Below are 15,941 nucleotides of genomic sequence, written 5' to 3'. Positions count from 1 at the left end.
GTCGCTGCGCCGATTCGTCGCCGGTTCGCTAGCTTGGCGAATGTGTCTGCGGATGAAGAGCAATCCCCGCCCGCCGAAACGGCGGTGGTCACCGCCGATGTGACCGCAGGGCCGCCACCGTGGCTGTTGCGAGCGTTCCTGCTCGCGGCGGCGACGGTGGCCGGGCTGGTGTTCGGCTTCTGGGTTCTGCAGAAACTGCAGGGTTTCCTGTTGGTGCTGCTGGTTTCGCTGTTCCTGGCCTTCGCCATCGAGCCTGCGGTGAATTGGCTTGCCGCGCGCGGTGTCCGGCGCGGGCTGGCGACCGGGGTGGTCTTCCTGGTGTTGGCCGTCGGCATTGTCGCATTCGTGTGGACGCTCGGCGCGCTGCTGGTCGATCAGGTCACCACCCTGGTCAAGAACGCGCCGGAAAACGCGGATCAGGCCGTCGACTGGGTCAATCGCACCTTCAAGACGAATCTGTCCGGCAACGATCTGCGCAAGTACCTCGGTGAGTGGAGTACCACCATCGACCGCTATCTGGTCGGGCTGGCGGGGAATGCCTGGGGTGTCGGCACCGCCGCGATCGGGGCCATCTTCCAGTCCCTCGGTGTGCTGCTGTTCACCTACTACTTCGCCGCCGACGGACCGCGCTTCCGCAATGCGGTCTGCTCGCTGCTGCCGCCACACCGCCAGCGACATGTATTGCGCGCCTGGGATATCGCCGTCGACAAGACCGGCGGCTATATCTACTCGCGCGGCCTGCTCGCACTGTGCTCGACGATCGCGCACTATGTCGCACTGCGCATCCTCGATGTGCCGTCCGCATTCGCCCTCGCGCTGTGGGTCGGCGTTGTCTCGCAGTTCATTCCGACCGTCGGCACCTATCTCGCCGGAGCGCTGCCGGTGCTCGTCGCACTGGTGCACGGTCCGTCGACCGCGCTGTGGGTTCTGGGCTTCATCGTGGTGTATCAGCAATTCGAAAACTATGTCCTGCAACCGAGAATCACCGCGACCACGCTGGATATGCATCCGGCCGTGGCATTCGGCGCGGTCATAGCGGGTGCGGCGATACTCGGACCGACCGGTGCGCTGCTGGCGATACCGGTGACCGCGACGGTGCAGGCGTTCGCGGGCGCCTACATCCGTCGCTATGAGGTCGAGGCGGACAGCGATACCGAAAAGCCCGAGCGGTCGCCGAAGAAACAACGAAAGTGGACGCGTCAGTTGACCATTCGCCTCAGCGGCCGGAGTCGGCCACCGGAGTGATCATTCAATCCGCTGCAGCGCATCGATCAGTGCCATGCTGACCTTGCCCAGCTGGGCGCGACTGTGCTGGACGGTGTCGTACTCGACCTGGATGGTCAGGCGGCCGCCGATGGTGAAGACGGTGAGCTTCGGCGGCATGCCGGGGCCCATGGCGTAGACGTCGTCGCGAATGTGGCGGATGCCGTCCGGGATCGAATGTGCCGGCAGGCGACCGATATTGGAGATGGCGACGGTCGGCGATGCGGCGAGCACCGCAGCGGTCGCCTCGTCCTGGACGCGCTGCGAGGCGAGCAGGAATATGGGGGCTTCCCGCTGCTTCAGTGCGGCCGCCATGCCCTCGGCCACCTCGTGTGCGATCTCGATCGGGCCCGCGTTCTCGGCGACGAGCGCGAAGGTGCCCGCGCCGGAAGCGCAATTCAGCATCGTGTGTGCGGGCAGGTTCAGCTCGGATCGCACGTCCACCGCGTGGCCGCAGAATACCGGGAGCGTTCCTGTCGCGGGTTCGAGCTGGGAGCGGAATGCGACGAGTGCGGCGCCGCCGAGCAGGCTGTTGAGCGAAAGCCCGTGCGCACGAGCGGCGTCGACCAGGTGCTGGGTTTCCTTGGTATCCAATTCGATTCGATGCACAGCGAACCGGCCCAGCGGATCGTCGCCGATCCCGTCGATCGGTAAGGTGCGCGGAGCCGATTCCGGACCCATCGTCGCGGCCACGGCGCGGGCTTGGTCGAGCCACCCGGCAACCTCCGCATCCGAGACGACCGCGGCAAGTTGGATATCGGCGGCCTCCGGCAATTCCCGAGCGGAGTCCGACTGTGGCAGCGCGATTCCCGTCGCATGTGCGGTATAGCGCTGCCACATCTGCGCAAGCAGTGCGAATGCCGATCTGCCATCGGCGATTCCGTGATGGATGACCAGGACGATCTGATCGCGGTCACTGTCGCGGAGCAGATGCGCGCGGAACAGGCCGTCGCGCCAATCCCGTGGTCCGTTGACCAGATTCAGGTATTCGGCTTCACCGCCATCGATGATCTCGAGGCGCGGCCGGTAGGCGTCGTCCGGGCGGAAATACATAGTGCCGTCGGCATCGGCCACCGGCTTGCTGCGCAGCAGTGGATGGTCGGCCGCCAGTTCGTCGAGTACCCGGCGCAGGATCTCGGCATCCAGCAGGCCGTGCACGGTGGATCCGATGAACAGCGGCATACCGCCGGTCGGCACGCTGCCGAGATGGGTTTCGGAGCCGAAATAGATGAGTTCGAAGGAAGAAAGTGGTCGCTGTTCGGTCATTGGTCGTCTCGTACTTCCGTGTGGCGGAGCAAGCTACGTCCTCAACATACAGACGTTTCAAACGCTTGTCACAAACGTGCGTTTGAAACATTCGTCACAAACAGATGTTTTCCACGCTGATAAGGTGCGAAGGTGGGAACCCGAGAAGATCTGCTCGCCGCGGCCAAGCAGTGCCTGGCCGAACGCGGATACGCACGTACCACCGTGCGGGATATCGTGGCCGCCTCCGGCACCAATCTGGCCGCCATCAACTACCACTTCGGCACCCGCGACAAGCTGCTCAATCAGGCGATGATGGAATCGAGCGCGGATGCGGTCCAGCAGATTCTCGATTCACTCCCCGCCCGCGACACCGCGGATCCGGCCGCGCGACTGCAAGACTTTTTACAGCAGCTGATCACCTCGTTCACCAAGGATCACGCCCTCTGGACCGCCAATGGCGAAAGTCTGGCCCAGGCACTGCACTCCCCCGAACTGCGTGCCGAACTCGGCTCCGCCCAGGAACGGGCGCGCACCGAACTAGCCGGCTTTTTCGGCCCCGCCGCGCAGGACGCTCGACTCGGCGCCCTCCTGCAAACCATGATCGGCGGGCTGCTGATTCAACACCTGGTCGACCCGGAAAACGCCCCGACCGCCACCGACATCACCGCGGGTCTGCGCACTCTCGCCACCTTGCTCCCAGCTGACGGCGGGACATAGCCGCCGCATCGTCGCCGAGGCGTGCTTTCGGGCGGGTCCCGCTCCGCATGACGTATCGCGCTCGGCGCGCCATAGCGGCCGCTGCCGGTGCCGTGGGCCGGCAGCATCGCGAACAGGCAGCGAACTTACTGCGCGGATATCGCTTCGCGTCGGCAGCGGGTGACAGATGCTGGACCGATGGCGATTCTGCTTGCGCTGGTATCGATGTGCTCGACGCTGCTCGGCGGGCTGGTGGCGGTCCGGATCGGCGACCGCAAACATCTGGTGCTGGGGCTGGCGGCGGGTGTCATGTTGGGTGTGGTGTTCTTCGACCTGCTGCCGGAGGCATTGGAGCAGTCGGGGGATATCGTGCTCGGTGTCCCGGCGGCGCTCGTCGCCACCGTGTTCGGCTTCGTCACCATCCATGTGATCGAGCGCGCGGTCGCCATCCACACCGGCCATGAAGGCGAATTCGGTTCACACAAGCACGGTTTCGAATCCGTCGGGCTGGTCGCGGCGGCCGGGCTGATCTTCCACAGCACCCTCGACGGTCTCGGCATCGGATTGGGCTTCCAAGCCGGAGCCACCGTCGGCATCGCAGTCGCCATCGCCGTCATCTGTCACGACTTCGCCGACGGCTTCAACACTTTCACCATCACCACTCTCTACGGCTCCGCCCGCAGACGCGCACTGACCCTGCTCGCCCTGGACGCCATCGCCCCGGTCATCGGTGCGGTGATCGGCACCGTCATCCGAGTTCCCGCCGGGACCGTCGGCCTCTACCTCGGCTACTTCGCCGGATTCCTGCTCTACCTCGCCACCGCCGACATCCTCCCCGAGGCCCACGCCGAACACCCGTCCCGCCTGACCCTCGCCTGCACCGTCACCGGCGCGACATTCATGCTCGTCGTCGCCGCGCTCAGTCACTGACCGAGCTCCGGCAGCACCTCTCGAGCCACCCAGGCCATCGCGTCGGCGAATGCGGGAGCAGGTACCGGCAGCCAGATCGAGCAGGCATGAAGCCCGGCTTCGTGTAGGGCTCCCAGTTCGTCGACAATGCTTGCGGCCGTCGGCTGCCCGCCACCGAGCAGCCGACCTGGATCGCGGCTGATGGCAGTGAACCCGGGTGGGACCACGAAGGCCACCGACGTCAGTTGCGGCCGCCTCTCGACGCCGGATGCTTCGGCAAGCTCGCTGAGCCGCTGGCGGATTCGACGCAGTTCGGCGGGATCGGCGACCGAACCGTGCCATGCGCTACCGAAGCGCACGGCTCTGCGCAGCGCGGCGTCGCTCTGCCCGCCGACCCATACCGGTGGTCCACCGGCCGTGCGCGGCGCGATACCGATCCGCGGCTCGGACTCACCCCGCCACAACGATGACAGCGCTTCCAGATACTCACCGGCGCGTTTGCCGCGTTCCCCGAACGGCACCCCGACCGCATCGAATTCAGCACGGTCCCAGCCCGTTCCGACGCCGAGCGTGAACCGCCCACGCGATAGACGGTCGAGCGTCGCGGTCTGATGGGCCAGTACGACGGGGTTGTACAGCGGCAGGATCAGCACGCTGGTCGCGATACCGATGCGCGAGGTCGCACCCGCGATGGCCGACAGCATGATCAGCGGCTCATGCGTGACACCCAGGTCACCAGCGAGCACATGACTCCCGGCGACAATGTGGTCGAAGCCCAATTGCTCTGCGGTACAAGCGGTTTCGACGACGTCGTCGAGTTCGCTGGCATTGTCGGGCCACAACCGATGCGGGGCGATACCGAGCCGAAGGGCGTTGCTGACTGTTTCTCCTGAGGGCATGGCGTTGGCTCCCGATTCCGGTGTCCTGACAAAGGCCATCAGATCAACTCCAACAGCCTGCCCGCCCATTCCGGCCGGTCAGTGAGTGATTGCGCGCAGCACGGCATCCACCGACTGGTCAGCGAGCGGTTCAGTGAGCGGTAGATGGCCGAAAAGGGCGCGGTAGTAGATCGGGGCGGCGACCGCGTCGAGGACGAAATCGAGATCGATACCCGGGTCGATCTCGCCTCGGTGGATGGCCGATTCCAGGGCGCTCGTGGTGGTTCGCCTGCGTGGTTCGAATACCGTTGCCAGGAAGTGGGCGCGCAGATCCGGGTCGTTGGCGAGATCCGCCACCAGCGCGGGTAATACGTGGCTCAGCGAGGTATCGCGCAGTGCGGCAATCAGATTGCGCATGGCGATGGTCAGATCGGCACGCAGGTCGCCGGTGTTCGGCGTTGGTTGCAAACCCAGCAGGTCGGCGACGATATCGACAACGAGGTGGCGTTTGGAGGGCCAGCGGCGGTAGATCGCCGGGCGGTGCACACCGGCTCTGGCCGCTACCCGGCCAATGGACAACTCGGCATAACCGTTCTCGCCCAACAGCTCTCGCGCCGCAGCAAGTACCGCGGTGTCGATGCGGTCTTCGCGTGTGCGTCCCGGCATCAGAACACCGGACGCGGCATCAGAACGACTCGCCAACCGTCCGGATCCGGAAAGGTCAAGCCGCCGTTGGCCGCCCAATACGGATTCTCCGCGGGCACCGGCTCCACCCCGAATTCACCGAGACGCTGTGCGACGTCGTACATCTGCGTTTCGGTCGAAAAGTAGAGCACCAGCAGGTTTTCCGCGCTCGGCGCATCGCCGGGGCTGCCGTCCACGTGGGTGGTGAACTCCAGGTGATATCCGGTGCCCGGCAATCCGAGCATCACGCCGTCGTAGCCCGCGTGATTTTCGAATCGGTAGAGCTCGCGCAGTCCCAACCCCTCGACGTAGAACCGCACGACCTCTACCAACCGATCGGTGGGCCTGGCAATTCGAACCTGGGCCACCGGCAACGACTCGGGCCATGTCTGCTCAGCCATATCTCAACAATACGGTACATACTGTACCGATTCGATACGGCGTCCATCACCCGAGCCGCAAAAGACCGCCGCCACGTCCGAGACATGGCGGCGGCCTTCGTCTTCGGTATTACTCCGTCGGCGTTGCCCGCCGGCGAACACGGCGCGCGGCCGCGACCAAATTGCGCAGCGAGGGCTCCAGCTGCCAGTAGTGCCGGGTCTTCAGTCCGCCGTCCGGATTCGCCCACAGGCGTTCCGGACTGATGGCTTCGGCTGCGGCCGTGAGCAATTCGTCGAGCTCATCGATGTCCGGGATCCGCGCCGAACGGCTCTCGTAGACACCGGGACCGACGCCGTGACTCAGGCCGTGACCCGATGCGGAATCTTCCTTGAGTGCCTTCAGCACCCATTCGATCGAGCGGGTCGCCACGATCGCGGTGACATCGGCATCGAGCTCCTCGATCGCGTCGACCACCTCGGTGCGACCGGAATAGCCGATATGCGTGTGGATCTGGGTCTCCGGCTTGACGCCGGAGGTGGCCAGGCGGAATGCCCCGACCGCCCACCGCAGATATTCGGCGCGCCCCTGCGGACGCATGGGTAGCAACTCACGAATGGCGGGCTCGTCGACCTGGATGATCGAGATCCCGGCCCGTTCGAGATCCGCGACCTCATCGCGAATAGCGAGCGCGACCTGATCGGCGGTCTCGAACAGCGGCTGATCCTGGCGCACGAACGAACGCGCGAGCATGGTGACCGGACCAGTGACCATGCCTTTGACCGGCTTATCGGTCAGCGACTGGGCATAGCTGATCCACTCGACCGACATCGGCGCGGGCCGCGAGACGTCACCATAGATGATCGGCGGTCGCACACAACGGGATCCGTACACCTGGACCCAGCCGAAGTGGGTGGTCGCGAAGCCGTCGAGCAGCTCGGCGAAGTACTGGATCATGTCGTTGCGCTCGTGCTCACCGTGCACGAGCACATCGAGGCCGATGTCCTCCTGCAGGCGGATCGTGGCCTCGATCTCGGCCTCGATCTTCTTGCGGTATTCGTCGTAGGACAGTTTGCCCTGGCCCAGGTCGTAGCGGGCCTGGCGAATCCTGTTGGTCTGCGGGAAGGAACCCAGTGTGGTCGCGGGCACCGGCGGCAGATTCAGCTTGCGCTGCTGGGCTTCGCGGCGCACCTCGTACGGTTCGCGCGAGCGCATATCGGGCGTGATCGCGTAAACCCGTTGCCGCACCGCGTGTTTCTGCTTGAAGTGCACCTCGGTCGGCCGCTTGCGCCACTTGTCCGAGGGCCCCTCGGTGAGCGCCTTGGCGAGCGAAACCACCTCGCCGACCTTCTGCCGCGCGAACGCGAGACGGTCGGCGACATTGCCCTCGATCTCATATTCGGCGAGCACGTCATAGGGCACGTGCAGCAGTGTCGTGCCGGTGGACACCACGAGATCGGGGCACACCTCGGCCAGCTCGTTCAGGTATTCCAGCGTCACATAGCGATCCGCGCGCCACACATTGAGACCGCCGATCACACCCGCGTACAGGCGCTTACGCCGAATGCCGGGAATCTCCGCGAGCTCTTCGGGCTGGATCCGGTAACTGGCCAGATCCAATCCGATTGCCTCGACATTGGTTTCGGCCAGAATGCGCAGCGCCTCACCGAAATCGCCGTACTGCCCGGTGACCAGCATGCGCGGCCGCAGGGCCGAGGTCGAAAGTCGTTGGTAGGCACGCTCGAACGCGGCCAGCTCGGCCGGAGTGCGCTCACTGGTGAAGCACGGCTCGTCGAGCTGCACACAGGTGGACCCGCGCTTGGCGAGGATCTCGAACAGCTCCTCGTACACCGGCAGCAACTTGTCCAACAGGCTGAGCGTGTCGAAACCGCCTGCCTCACCGGGGATATGGCCCGCCTTGGACAGCAGCAGCAGCGACACCGGACCCACCACCACCGGACGCAGCTCGATATCAGCGGCCTTGGCGCGATCCCATTCGTCGAGCAAAGCCTCGGGGTGCAGCGAGAATTCGGTGTTCTCGTCGAGTTCGGGCTGGCGGTAGTGGTAATTCGTACCGAAGAACCGCACCAGCTCCAGCGGCGGCAGATCCGGACGACCGCGCGCCATCAGGAAGTAGAAGTCCAGCGGGTGCAGCTCGTCCTGGTAGGCCTTGAACCGCGCGGGCACCGCACCGAACAGCAGCGCATTGTCGAGAATGTGGTCGTAGAAGGAGAAGGTATTGCCGGGCACCTGGGTCAGACCGGTGGCGGCCAGCCCGTTGTACTGCCGCTCCTGGATATCGCGCCCGACCGCGAGCAGCTCGTCGCGGGAGACCCCACCACGCCAATAGCCCTCGAGGGCCCGCTTGAGTTCCCGGTGCGGCCCGATCCTCGGGTAGCCGAGAATGCTCGACCCGTATCCGTCGGTGACATTGACCATGAGCGGGGTACTCCCTTGCTGTGTTCTTGGCCGCGCGGTCGCGGCGTGTTCGCGGCCCGTCTCGCGGCCGACCCTTTCGAGCGACCTGCACGCAGTCGCTAGCGGCGCCGTCGAGACTCGCGACTTCGTCGCATGCGCTTCGACGACTCGGCCGCGAGACGGGCCGCGAACGGGTCGCTCGTCAGACTCGCTCCGTGGTCGTCACCCAACTGCCCAGGTCACCGACCACGCCCTGCACTTTCGGAACAGCTTATGCCGATGAATGCATCGACAAGCGCCGTTCACGGGCCGGCTCGAGATGAGCCGAGCCGCGAATTCGGATCAACTCAGACCTTGTACTGGTAGAAGCCCGCGCCGGTCTTCTTGCCGAGCAGACCGGCCTCGACCATGCGCATCAGCAGCGGCGGCGCCGAGTACAGCGGCTCCTTGAACTCCTGGTACATGGAGTCGGCGATGGACTTCACGGTGTCGAGGCCGACCAGGTCGGTGAGCGCCAGCGGACCCATCGGGTGGGCACAGCCGAGCACCATCGCCTTGTCGACGTCTTCCTTGGTGGCGAAGCCGGATTCGACCATCCGGATGGCCGAGAGCAGGTACGGCACCAGCAGCGCGTTCACCACGAAACCGGAGCGGTCGGCCGAGCGCACGACCTGCTTGCCCAGCACATCGCCGGCGAATGCCTCGGCCCGCGCGGACACCGCCTCGCTGGTCTTCAGCGTGGTGACCAGCTCGACCAGCGGCAGCACCGGCACCGGGTTGAAGAAGTGCATGCCGACCACGCGCTCCGGGTTGGCGGTGGCGACGGCGATCTTCATGATCGGGATGGAAGAGGTGTTGGAGGCCAGCACGGCGTCCGCGTCGGTGACCACCTTGTCGAGCTCGGCGAAGATGGCGGTCTTGACCTTCTCGTCCTCGAGCACCGCCTCGACCACCAGCTGGCGGTCGGCGAAGTCGCCGAGGTCGGAGGTGAACCGCAGTCGCCATGCGGCCTGTTCGCGCTCGCGCTCGGTGATCTTGCCGCTGCTGACGCCGCGGTCGAGCGAGCGCAGGATGCGGGCGCGACCAGCGGCGGCTAGCTCCCGGGTCTGTTCGTAGACGAGCACGTCGATATGCGCCCGCGCACACACCTCCGCGATGCCGGCACCCATCTGGCCGGCACCGATGATGCCGACGCGCTGAATCTTCTCGCTGCTCACGTCCCGCTCCTGCTGTTTTTGTCTGGCTGTCGGGTGGCTTGTGTTGAATTTTGCCGCGATCGAGGCCCTGCGTGGTTACGCAAGCTTCCGCCTCCGTGCCTTGACGATCGCGTCGGGTCGAAGGTGCCTGCTCCGGTATGAGCGGGGCCTTCGATGGTCCAAGGTATAGGGATGCCCTCCCCGCTGGGGCTGTTCAGCGGGGAGGGCGGTACACCCTTAGAGGGGGCTATCGGCCTGCATTACTGCGGGCTGGTCGAGCTCAGTGGAACTGACCCTCTTCGGTGGAACCCTTCAGGGCCGCCGTCGAGGTGTTCGGGTCCACGGTGGTGGCGATGGTGTCGAAGTAGCCGGCACCGACCTCACGCTGGTGCTTGATGGCGGTGAAGCCACGCTCCGCGGCGGCCTTGAACTCGCGCTCCTGCAGGTCGACGAAGGCGGTCATGCCCTCGCGGGCGTAGCCGTAGGCCAGGTCGAACATGCCGTAGTTGAGCGAGTGGAAGCCGGCCAGGGTGATGAACTGGAACTTGAAGCCCATCGCGCCGAGCTCACGCTGGAACTTCGCGATGGTCGCGTCGTCCAGGTGCGCCTTCCAGTTGAAGGACGGCGAGCAGTTGTAGGCCAGCAGCTGGTCCGGGAACTCGCCGCGGACGGACTCGGCGAACTTGCGCGCGACCTCGAGGTCCGGCACGCCGGTCTCCATCCAGATCAGGTCGGCGTAGGGGGCGTAGGCCTTGGCACGCGCGATGCAGGGCTCGATGCCGTTCTGCACACCGAAGAAGCCCTCGGCGGTGCGGGTGCCGTCCAGGAACTCACGGTCGCGCTCGTCCACGTCCGAGGTGATCAGGGTGGCGGCCTCGGCGTCGGTGCGGGCGATGATCACCGAAGGCACGTCGGCGACGTCGGCGGCCAGACGCGCGGAAGTCAGGGTGCGGATGTGCTGCTGGGTCGGGATCAGCACCTTGCCGCCCAGGTGGCCACACTTCTTCTCGGAGGCCAGCTGGTCCTCCCAGTGCACACCGGCGGCGCCGGCGGCGATCATGGCCTTCTGCAGTTCGTAGGCGTTCAGCGCGCCACCGAAGCCGGCCTCGGCATCGGCGACGATCGGGGCCAGCCAGTTCTGGACCGAGGTGTCGCCCTCGACCTTGGCGATCTCGTCGGCGCGCAGCAGCGCGTTGTTGATGCGGCGGACCACGGACGGAACCGAGTTGGCCGGGTACAGCGACTGGTCCGGGTAGGTGTGGCCGGACAGGTTCGCGTCACCGGCGACCTGCCAACCGGACAGGTAGATGGCCTTCAGGCCGGCACGGACCTGCTGGACCGCCTGGTTACCGGTCAGGGCACCGAGGGAGTTGATGTAGTCCTCGTTGTTGACGAGATCCCAGAGGATCTCCGAGCCACGACGGGCGAGGGTGGCCTCTTCGACGACGGTGCCCTGCAGCTTCGACACCTGCTCGGCGTTGTAGTTGCGGGTGACGCCCTTCCAGCGCGGGTTGGTGTCCCAATCCTGCTGGATCTCCGCAGCGGTCTTCGGGGTGCCGGCGTTCGACATCTCTGACTCCACTTCTTCGTTTCGGTGCCCCACGGTCGAGCATCACTCGAACTGCTGTGGCGGCAATTTGCAGGCTTGCTAGGCCCATGGGGTGTACTTCCACACGATGGCACACCAGGAAATAGCCGTCTACCTGTTGCAAGTGTGAATCCGAGCTAGGTTTCGCCTGGCCTTTGCTAACCTTGCGAAATTTGCCTGCGAATTGCACGCGTGAAACCTACCCGCCGGTAGCGCTGACATGCGGTTTTAGCGTAACGCTCGTACTGTTTGAGATCGCCCGACGGGCTGCCATCCGACGCGCCCGGCATTCCGGGTTGTGAGCACCTTCACAAGCCTCCGTGTGGCCTCCGCCACCTCGAAATGCGCGCCGATGGTTCGATGGGCAGACCGCGTCCATCGCGGTCAGACGTTCCGCGTCCGAGAGGAGCCTTTATGCGGAAACTGTGGTTCGCCGTTGCCGTCGTATGTGGTCTAGGCCTGCAACTGCCTGTGGCGAGCGCCGATCCGGGCGCGGTGGAATCCGTCGCGCCGCTGGCCGCGGTGGCGACACCGCCCGGTTCGGCGAATTCCAGCCGCATCCTGTACGAGACGACCACCGCGAACGACGTGCCGACGGTGGCCGGTGCCGCGGTCTACTTCCCGCCCGGGGAAGCACCCGAGGGTGGTTGGCCGGTGATCGCGTGGGCGCACGGCACGGTCGGACTCGGCGACGACTGCGCCTACAGCATCGCCGGGCCGAGCGCGGTCGAGCGGGACTGGGCGTATCTGGAGACGTGGCTGCGGCAGGGCTATGCCATCGTCACCGCGGATTACGCCGGGCTCGGCACGCCAGGTGAACATCCGTATCTCAATGGCGTCGTGGTCGCGCACAATGTCGTCGATGCGGTGCGGGCCGCCACCAGGCAGTACTCGTCGCTGGCGAAGAAGTGGGTGGTCGTAGGTCAGTCACAGGGCGCCGGTGCTGCCGTCTACACGGCGCGCTACGCCTCCGAATTCGGCGGACCCGAACTGGACTACCGCGGCGCGGTCGGCACCGGCATACCGGCGTATATCCAGGACATTCTGTTGCCGCTCGGTCCGCATGTGCCGCCGGTGAAATTGTCACCGCACTCGTCGGCGTACGTGCTCTACATCCTCAACGGCCTGCGCACCACCTATCCGGCGCTGAATATCGATTCGTATCTGACCGAGTCCGGCCGCGACTGGCTCGCCCGTGCCCGCGAGGCCTGCATCACCCCGCTCAGCGATGCGCTCGCGGCCGACGGTGTGGTGATCGGTGACCTGTTCTCACGCCCGCTGCTCGAGATCCCGGACCTGCACGGGCTGTTGACCGGATACCTCGGCCTGCCCGAATCCGGTTACGACAGGCCGCTGTTCCTGGGGCAGGGGCTGCGCGACACCGATGTGGTGACGCCGGAGACGCTGCGGTACGCCGCGGTGCTCGAGGCGAATCGGCAGCCGGTCACGCTGCATACATATTCGGAGGATCACAGCGGGACCGTCAATGCGTCGCTGCCGGATTCGCTGCCGTTCGTGCGGAATCTGTTCGGCTGAGCTTACCCACGCCGCCCGCTGCCGTCCCCCTGGACAGCCGGATGCACCCGACGCCAGTGCTCGGCGATATCGATGCGGCGCGCGATCCACACGTCGGCATGCGACTGGACGTGGTCGAGGAAACGTTCCAGCGCGGCGAGGCGGGCCGGGCGGCCGACCAGACGGCAGTGCAGACCGATCGACAGCATCTTCGGACTGCCCTCCGCGCCTTCGCGATAGAGCACGTCGAAGGCGTCGCGGAGGTGGGCGAAGAATTGCTCGCCGCTCGGGAAACCCGCGGGTGAGGCGAAGCGCATGTCGTTGGTGTCGAGGGTGTACGGGACGACCAGGTGGTTCCGGCCGTGCACGGTGACCCAGTACGGGAGATCATCGGCGTAGGAGTCGGAGTCGTAGACGAAACCGCCGTGCTCTACCACCAGTTCCCTGGTGTGCGGGGAGTCGCGGCCGGTGTACCAGCCGAGCGGGGCCGCGCCGGTGAGTTCGGTGAGGATGCGCACGGCCTCGGCCATATGCTCGCGCTCGGTGTCGCGGTCGGTGAGCTGGTAGGACTGCCAGCGCAGACCGTGGCAGGCGATTTCGTGGCCGAGATCCCGAAAGGCGGCCACCGCCTCCGGATTTCGCTGCATGGCACGGGCGACGGCGAAGATGGTCAGCGGTAGGTCGTGGCGTTCGAAGGCGCGCAGGATCCGCCACAGTCCGGCGCGGGACCCGTATTCGTAAAGCGATTCCATGCTCATGTGGCGATTCGGAAAGGCTTGCGCGGGAGTCATTTCCGAGAGAAACGTCTCCGAATGCGGATCGCCGTCGAGCACATTCTGCTCGGCGCCCTCTTCGTAATTGAGGACGAACTGGACCGCGATCTTCGCACCATCGGGCCACTGCGGATCCGGTGGCGTCGCACCGTAGCCGACGAAATCTCGTTCGCCCATGCCGCTCAGCCCCCGAGTTCGCCGTAGAGGCGCAGCCGCGCGAGCCCGCCGTCTGGGTAGATATCCAGGCGGACCTCCTCGACCGAGGCCGCCATCGGCGCGACCGCGAAGCGGTGCCTGGTGTCGGGCAGCAGTTCGGTGCGCGGGAGCAATTCGAGTTCGGTGCCGTCGGTGGTGCGGCCGGTGAGCCGGGCCGAGCCGGGGCTATTGCCGAGAAAGTACGAAGTATCGATCTCGGCGAGACGGATGAGGCCGGGCCCGGCCAGCCGGATGTGCACCCAGTCGTTGCTGTCGTCGCGGCGGCGGGCGGTTTCCCAGCCGTCGCCCATTTTTCGTGCCAGGCCGGGGTAGAGCAGCTGGTTCGGCGAACTGTAGAAGCGGTTGGAGCAGTCGAGGACCAGGGCGCCGTTTTCCAGTGCTGCCAAGTCCAGTGGGCCGAGGCCGAACAGCTTCGGGTCGGGCCTGCCCTCGCCGTGTACGCGCAACCGGGCGACACCGCCGTCCGGGTGCATGGTGAGTTTCACATGGGTCCAACGGTTTTCGTTCTCGATCGCGAACGGATTGCGGCTGTCGCCGGTTACCGGGGCGCGGTCGATCAGGGGCACCCAATCGTCGCGCTCGGCAATGGTTTCCGCGGGCGGATAGCCGTCGATTTCGAGTGCGGAGATCGAAACCGCGGGTGGATAGTTGCCCTTGAACCAGGCGGTGTCCACCACGATGCCGCGGATCACGCCGGGCACGCCCAAGCGCACGATGGCCGAGTCGTCGCCGGGGCGGCCGCGGTGCCTGCGGGTTTCCCAGCCGTCATAGATCTGGCCCTTGTGCCCGAAGGTCGACGGTCGGTATTCCGACGGACCCGGATTGATCAAATTCTCCTTCTCCGCGAAGAATTCGTCATCGGCCCAGATGACCGATCCACCGAGCGGCCGCACCGCTAGATCGGGCAGCAGCGTGAAGTCCGCGTTCAATGCGCCTCCTGCGTAGTCGTTCACAGCGTCTCCTGCGGAATCGGCTCGCGCGCTACGAGCGCCCGCAGCACCTCGGGAGTCAGTTCCGGCGCGAGCGCACGCAGTTCATCGGCGGTGCGTGCGCCGCAGTTCACGCCGCGTAAAACGGTGGCCGCCAAGGCTTCCGCGGTAGCGGGCTCGTCCATGACGCCGCCGGAGCGCCGGTCGAGGTAGGCAACAAGACGGGGTACCGCGACGTCGATGGCGCGACGGAAGAATTCGTAGGTGGCCAGCCAGCGGGTGATCAGGTGGCCCGGATGCATATCCCAGCCCTGGTAGTAACCGAGGCGCAGCGCCCGGCCGACGAGTCGATGATGGTTGCGCAGTGCGGATTCCGGATCGCGGTCGGGCACGATCTGGGTGGAGCCGTCACAGATCCACACCCCGGTTTGGGCGGCGGCCACCTGCATGACCGACTTCGCGTAGTCCGCCGCCGGATGGTCGAGCGCCTGATCGGGCGCGGCGATACCGCACGCGGCCGTGTAGTCATATGTGCCGAAATGCAAAGCACTGCAACGACCTTCGGACATGCTGAGCATTTCGGCGATCGGGGCGCTACCGTCGGCGGCGATAATCGCCTGCGGGCTCTCGATCTGCAGTTCGAATCGCAGGGTGCCCGCAGCGAGTCCGGACCCGCGCTCGAGTCCGTCACACAGGGCGACCAGCGCCGAAGCCTGTTCCGCCGCACGGATCTTCGGGACCGTGAAGACGAAACCTGTCGGCACACCGCCCGCGGCGTCCAGGACCAGCTCGAGGGTGCGCAGGGCGCGAATCCGTTCGGTGCCCGCCAGACCCTTCATTCGGATGCCGAGACTGGTCGGCCCACCGGGTTGCTTCGCCCACTCGGCGAGTGCCGTCCCCGCATTGGTGGCTGCCTCGTCCTCCTCGGCGTCGGCACGGAAGCCGTAACCGTCTTCGAAGTCGATGCGCAGGTCCTGAATCGGCTGCTGCTCGAGTCGGCTGCGCACGGTGGGCAGCGCGTCGGTGCCGTCGATTCCGGCGAGCAGGTCGTGGTGGCGATCGAGCAGCTCTGTCGCGGCCGCACCCCATTCGGCGGGGGTCGCGGCGGTGGCCCGGTCGGCCGGGACGTAGGCGGTGTGGATCGGCTGGACCCGGCCGTCGGGGCCCGGGTACCGGGTCCGCAACTCGGCGTCGACCGTGTCGAGCATCGCGTCGATGCGAGCGCGGACATTCTCTGGTAGCTGTATTGG

General features: G+C 66.0%; 14 protein-coding genes. 4 read left to right on the top strand and 10 right to left on the bottom strand.

Features of this window, described 5'->3' with window-relative positions; genetic code table 11:
- Positions 1-42: 42 nt before the first annotated feature.
- Positions 43-1,245 carry an AI-2E family transporter gene (locus tag ACZ60G_RS17895; protein ID WP_465811195.1) on the top strand — a complete coding sequence of 401 codons (1,203 nt, stop codon included), beginning with the start codon at positions 43-45 and terminating at the stop codon, positions 1,243-1,245.
- Here the strand turns inward: ACZ60G_RS17895 and ACZ60G_RS17890 are convergent, their stop codons facing one another.
- Complete coding sequence (locus ACZ60G_RS17890) at positions 1,246-2,529, bottom strand: phthiocerol/phthiodiolone dimycocerosyl transferase family protein (RefSeq protein WP_465811194.1); 1,284 nt, start codon at positions 2,527-2,529, stop codon at positions 1,246-1,248.
- Between the two features lie 132 nt (positions 2,530-2,661).
- Between ACZ60G_RS17890 and ACZ60G_RS17885 the strand changes: the two genes are divergently transcribed.
- The gene (locus ACZ60G_RS17885; RefSeq protein ID WP_465811193.1) at positions 2,662-3,228 is read left to right on the top strand and encodes a TetR/AcrR family transcriptional regulator; all 567 of its coding nucleotides are present in this window, start codon (positions 2,662-2,664) and stop codon (positions 3,226-3,228) included.
- Positions 3,229-3,405: 177 nt separating this feature from the next.
- On the top strand, positions 3,406-4,137 hold the full coding sequence (locus ACZ60G_RS17880) for a ZIP family metal transporter (protein ID WP_465811192.1): 732 nt from the start codon (positions 3,406-3,408) through the stop codon (positions 4,135-4,137).
- Here the strand turns inward: ACZ60G_RS17880 and ACZ60G_RS17875 are convergent.
- The 6 genes from ACZ60G_RS17875 to aceA all read right to left on the bottom strand — a co-directional run bounded on the left by ACZ60G_RS17875 (position 4,131) and on the right by aceA (position 11,240).
- Positions 4,131-5,015: an LLM class flavin-dependent oxidoreductase gene (locus ACZ60G_RS17875; RefSeq protein WP_465811191.1), complete on the bottom strand. Its 885-nt coding sequence runs from the start codon at positions 5,013-5,015 to the stop codon at positions 4,131-4,133. The genes ACZ60G_RS17880 and ACZ60G_RS17875 overlap by 7 nt on opposite strands.
- 78 nt (positions 5,016-5,093) lie before the next feature.
- On the bottom strand, positions 5,094-5,660 hold the full coding sequence (locus ACZ60G_RS17870) for a TetR/AcrR family transcriptional regulator (RefSeq protein ID WP_465811190.1): 567 nt from the start codon (positions 5,658-5,660) through the stop codon (positions 5,094-5,096).
- Entirely contained in the window at positions 5,660-6,079 is a 420-nt protein-coding gene (locus ACZ60G_RS17865) for a VOC family protein (RefSeq protein WP_040696382.1), read from the bottom strand. The genes ACZ60G_RS17870 and ACZ60G_RS17865 overlap by 1 nt, the downstream gene beginning before the upstream one ends.
- A gap of 109 nt (positions 6,080-6,188) precedes the next feature.
- Positions 6,189-8,495, bottom strand: a complete 2,307-nt coding sequence (gene metE / locus ACZ60G_RS17860) for a 5-methyltetrahydropteroyltriglutamate--homocysteine S-methyltransferase (protein WP_465811189.1) — start codon at positions 8,493-8,495, stop codon at positions 6,189-6,191.
- 326 nt (positions 8,496-8,821) lie between these two features.
- Positions 8,822-9,691 carry a 3-hydroxybutyryl-CoA dehydrogenase gene (locus ACZ60G_RS17855; protein WP_465811188.1) on the bottom strand — a complete coding sequence of 290 codons (870 nt, stop codon included), beginning with the start codon at positions 9,689-9,691 and terminating at the stop codon, positions 8,822-8,824.
- A gap of 259 nt (positions 9,692-9,950) precedes the next feature.
- Positions 9,951-11,240 carry an isocitrate lyase gene (gene aceA / locus ACZ60G_RS17850; protein WP_465811187.1) on the bottom strand — a complete coding sequence of 430 codons (1,290 nt, stop codon included), beginning with the start codon at positions 11,238-11,240 and terminating at the stop codon, positions 9,951-9,953.
- A 432-nt stretch (positions 11,241-11,672) separates the two neighbouring features.
- On the opposite strand from aceA, the gene ACZ60G_RS17845 reads away from it, so the two are divergent.
- A complete protein-coding gene (locus tag ACZ60G_RS17845; protein ID WP_465811186.1) occupies positions 11,673-12,794 on the top strand; it encodes a lipase family protein in 1,122 nt (373 codons plus the stop codon).
- A gap of 2 nt (positions 12,795-12,796) precedes the next feature.
- Here the strand turns inward: ACZ60G_RS17845 and puuE are convergent, their stop codons facing one another.
- The 3 genes from puuE to ACZ60G_RS17830 are packed head-to-tail and all read right to left on the bottom strand — an operon-like array spanning position 12,797 to position 15,899.
- Positions 12,797-13,723, bottom strand: a complete 927-nt coding sequence (gene puuE / locus ACZ60G_RS17840; protein WP_465811185.1) for an allantoinase PuuE — start codon at positions 13,721-13,723, stop codon at positions 12,797-12,799.
- Positions 13,724-13,728: 5 nt separating this feature from the next.
- On the bottom strand, positions 13,729-14,715 hold the full coding sequence (gene alc / locus ACZ60G_RS17835; protein ID WP_465811184.1) for an allantoicase: 987 nt from the start codon (positions 14,713-14,715) through the stop codon (positions 13,729-13,731).
- Positions 14,712-15,899 carry a DUF6986 family protein gene (locus tag ACZ60G_RS17830; RefSeq protein WP_465811183.1) on the bottom strand — a complete coding sequence of 396 codons (1,188 nt, stop codon included), beginning with the start codon at positions 15,897-15,899 and terminating at the stop codon, positions 14,712-14,714. The genes alc and ACZ60G_RS17830 overlap by 4 nt, the downstream gene beginning before the upstream one ends.
- Between the last annotated feature and the right edge of the window lie 42 nt (positions 15,900-15,941).

It is taken from the genome of Nocardia sp. NPDC102475 (assembly GCF_055584605.1).
Note: the sequence above shows the minus strand (reverse complement) of the source record. Positions and strands in the feature narration are given on the sequence as shown.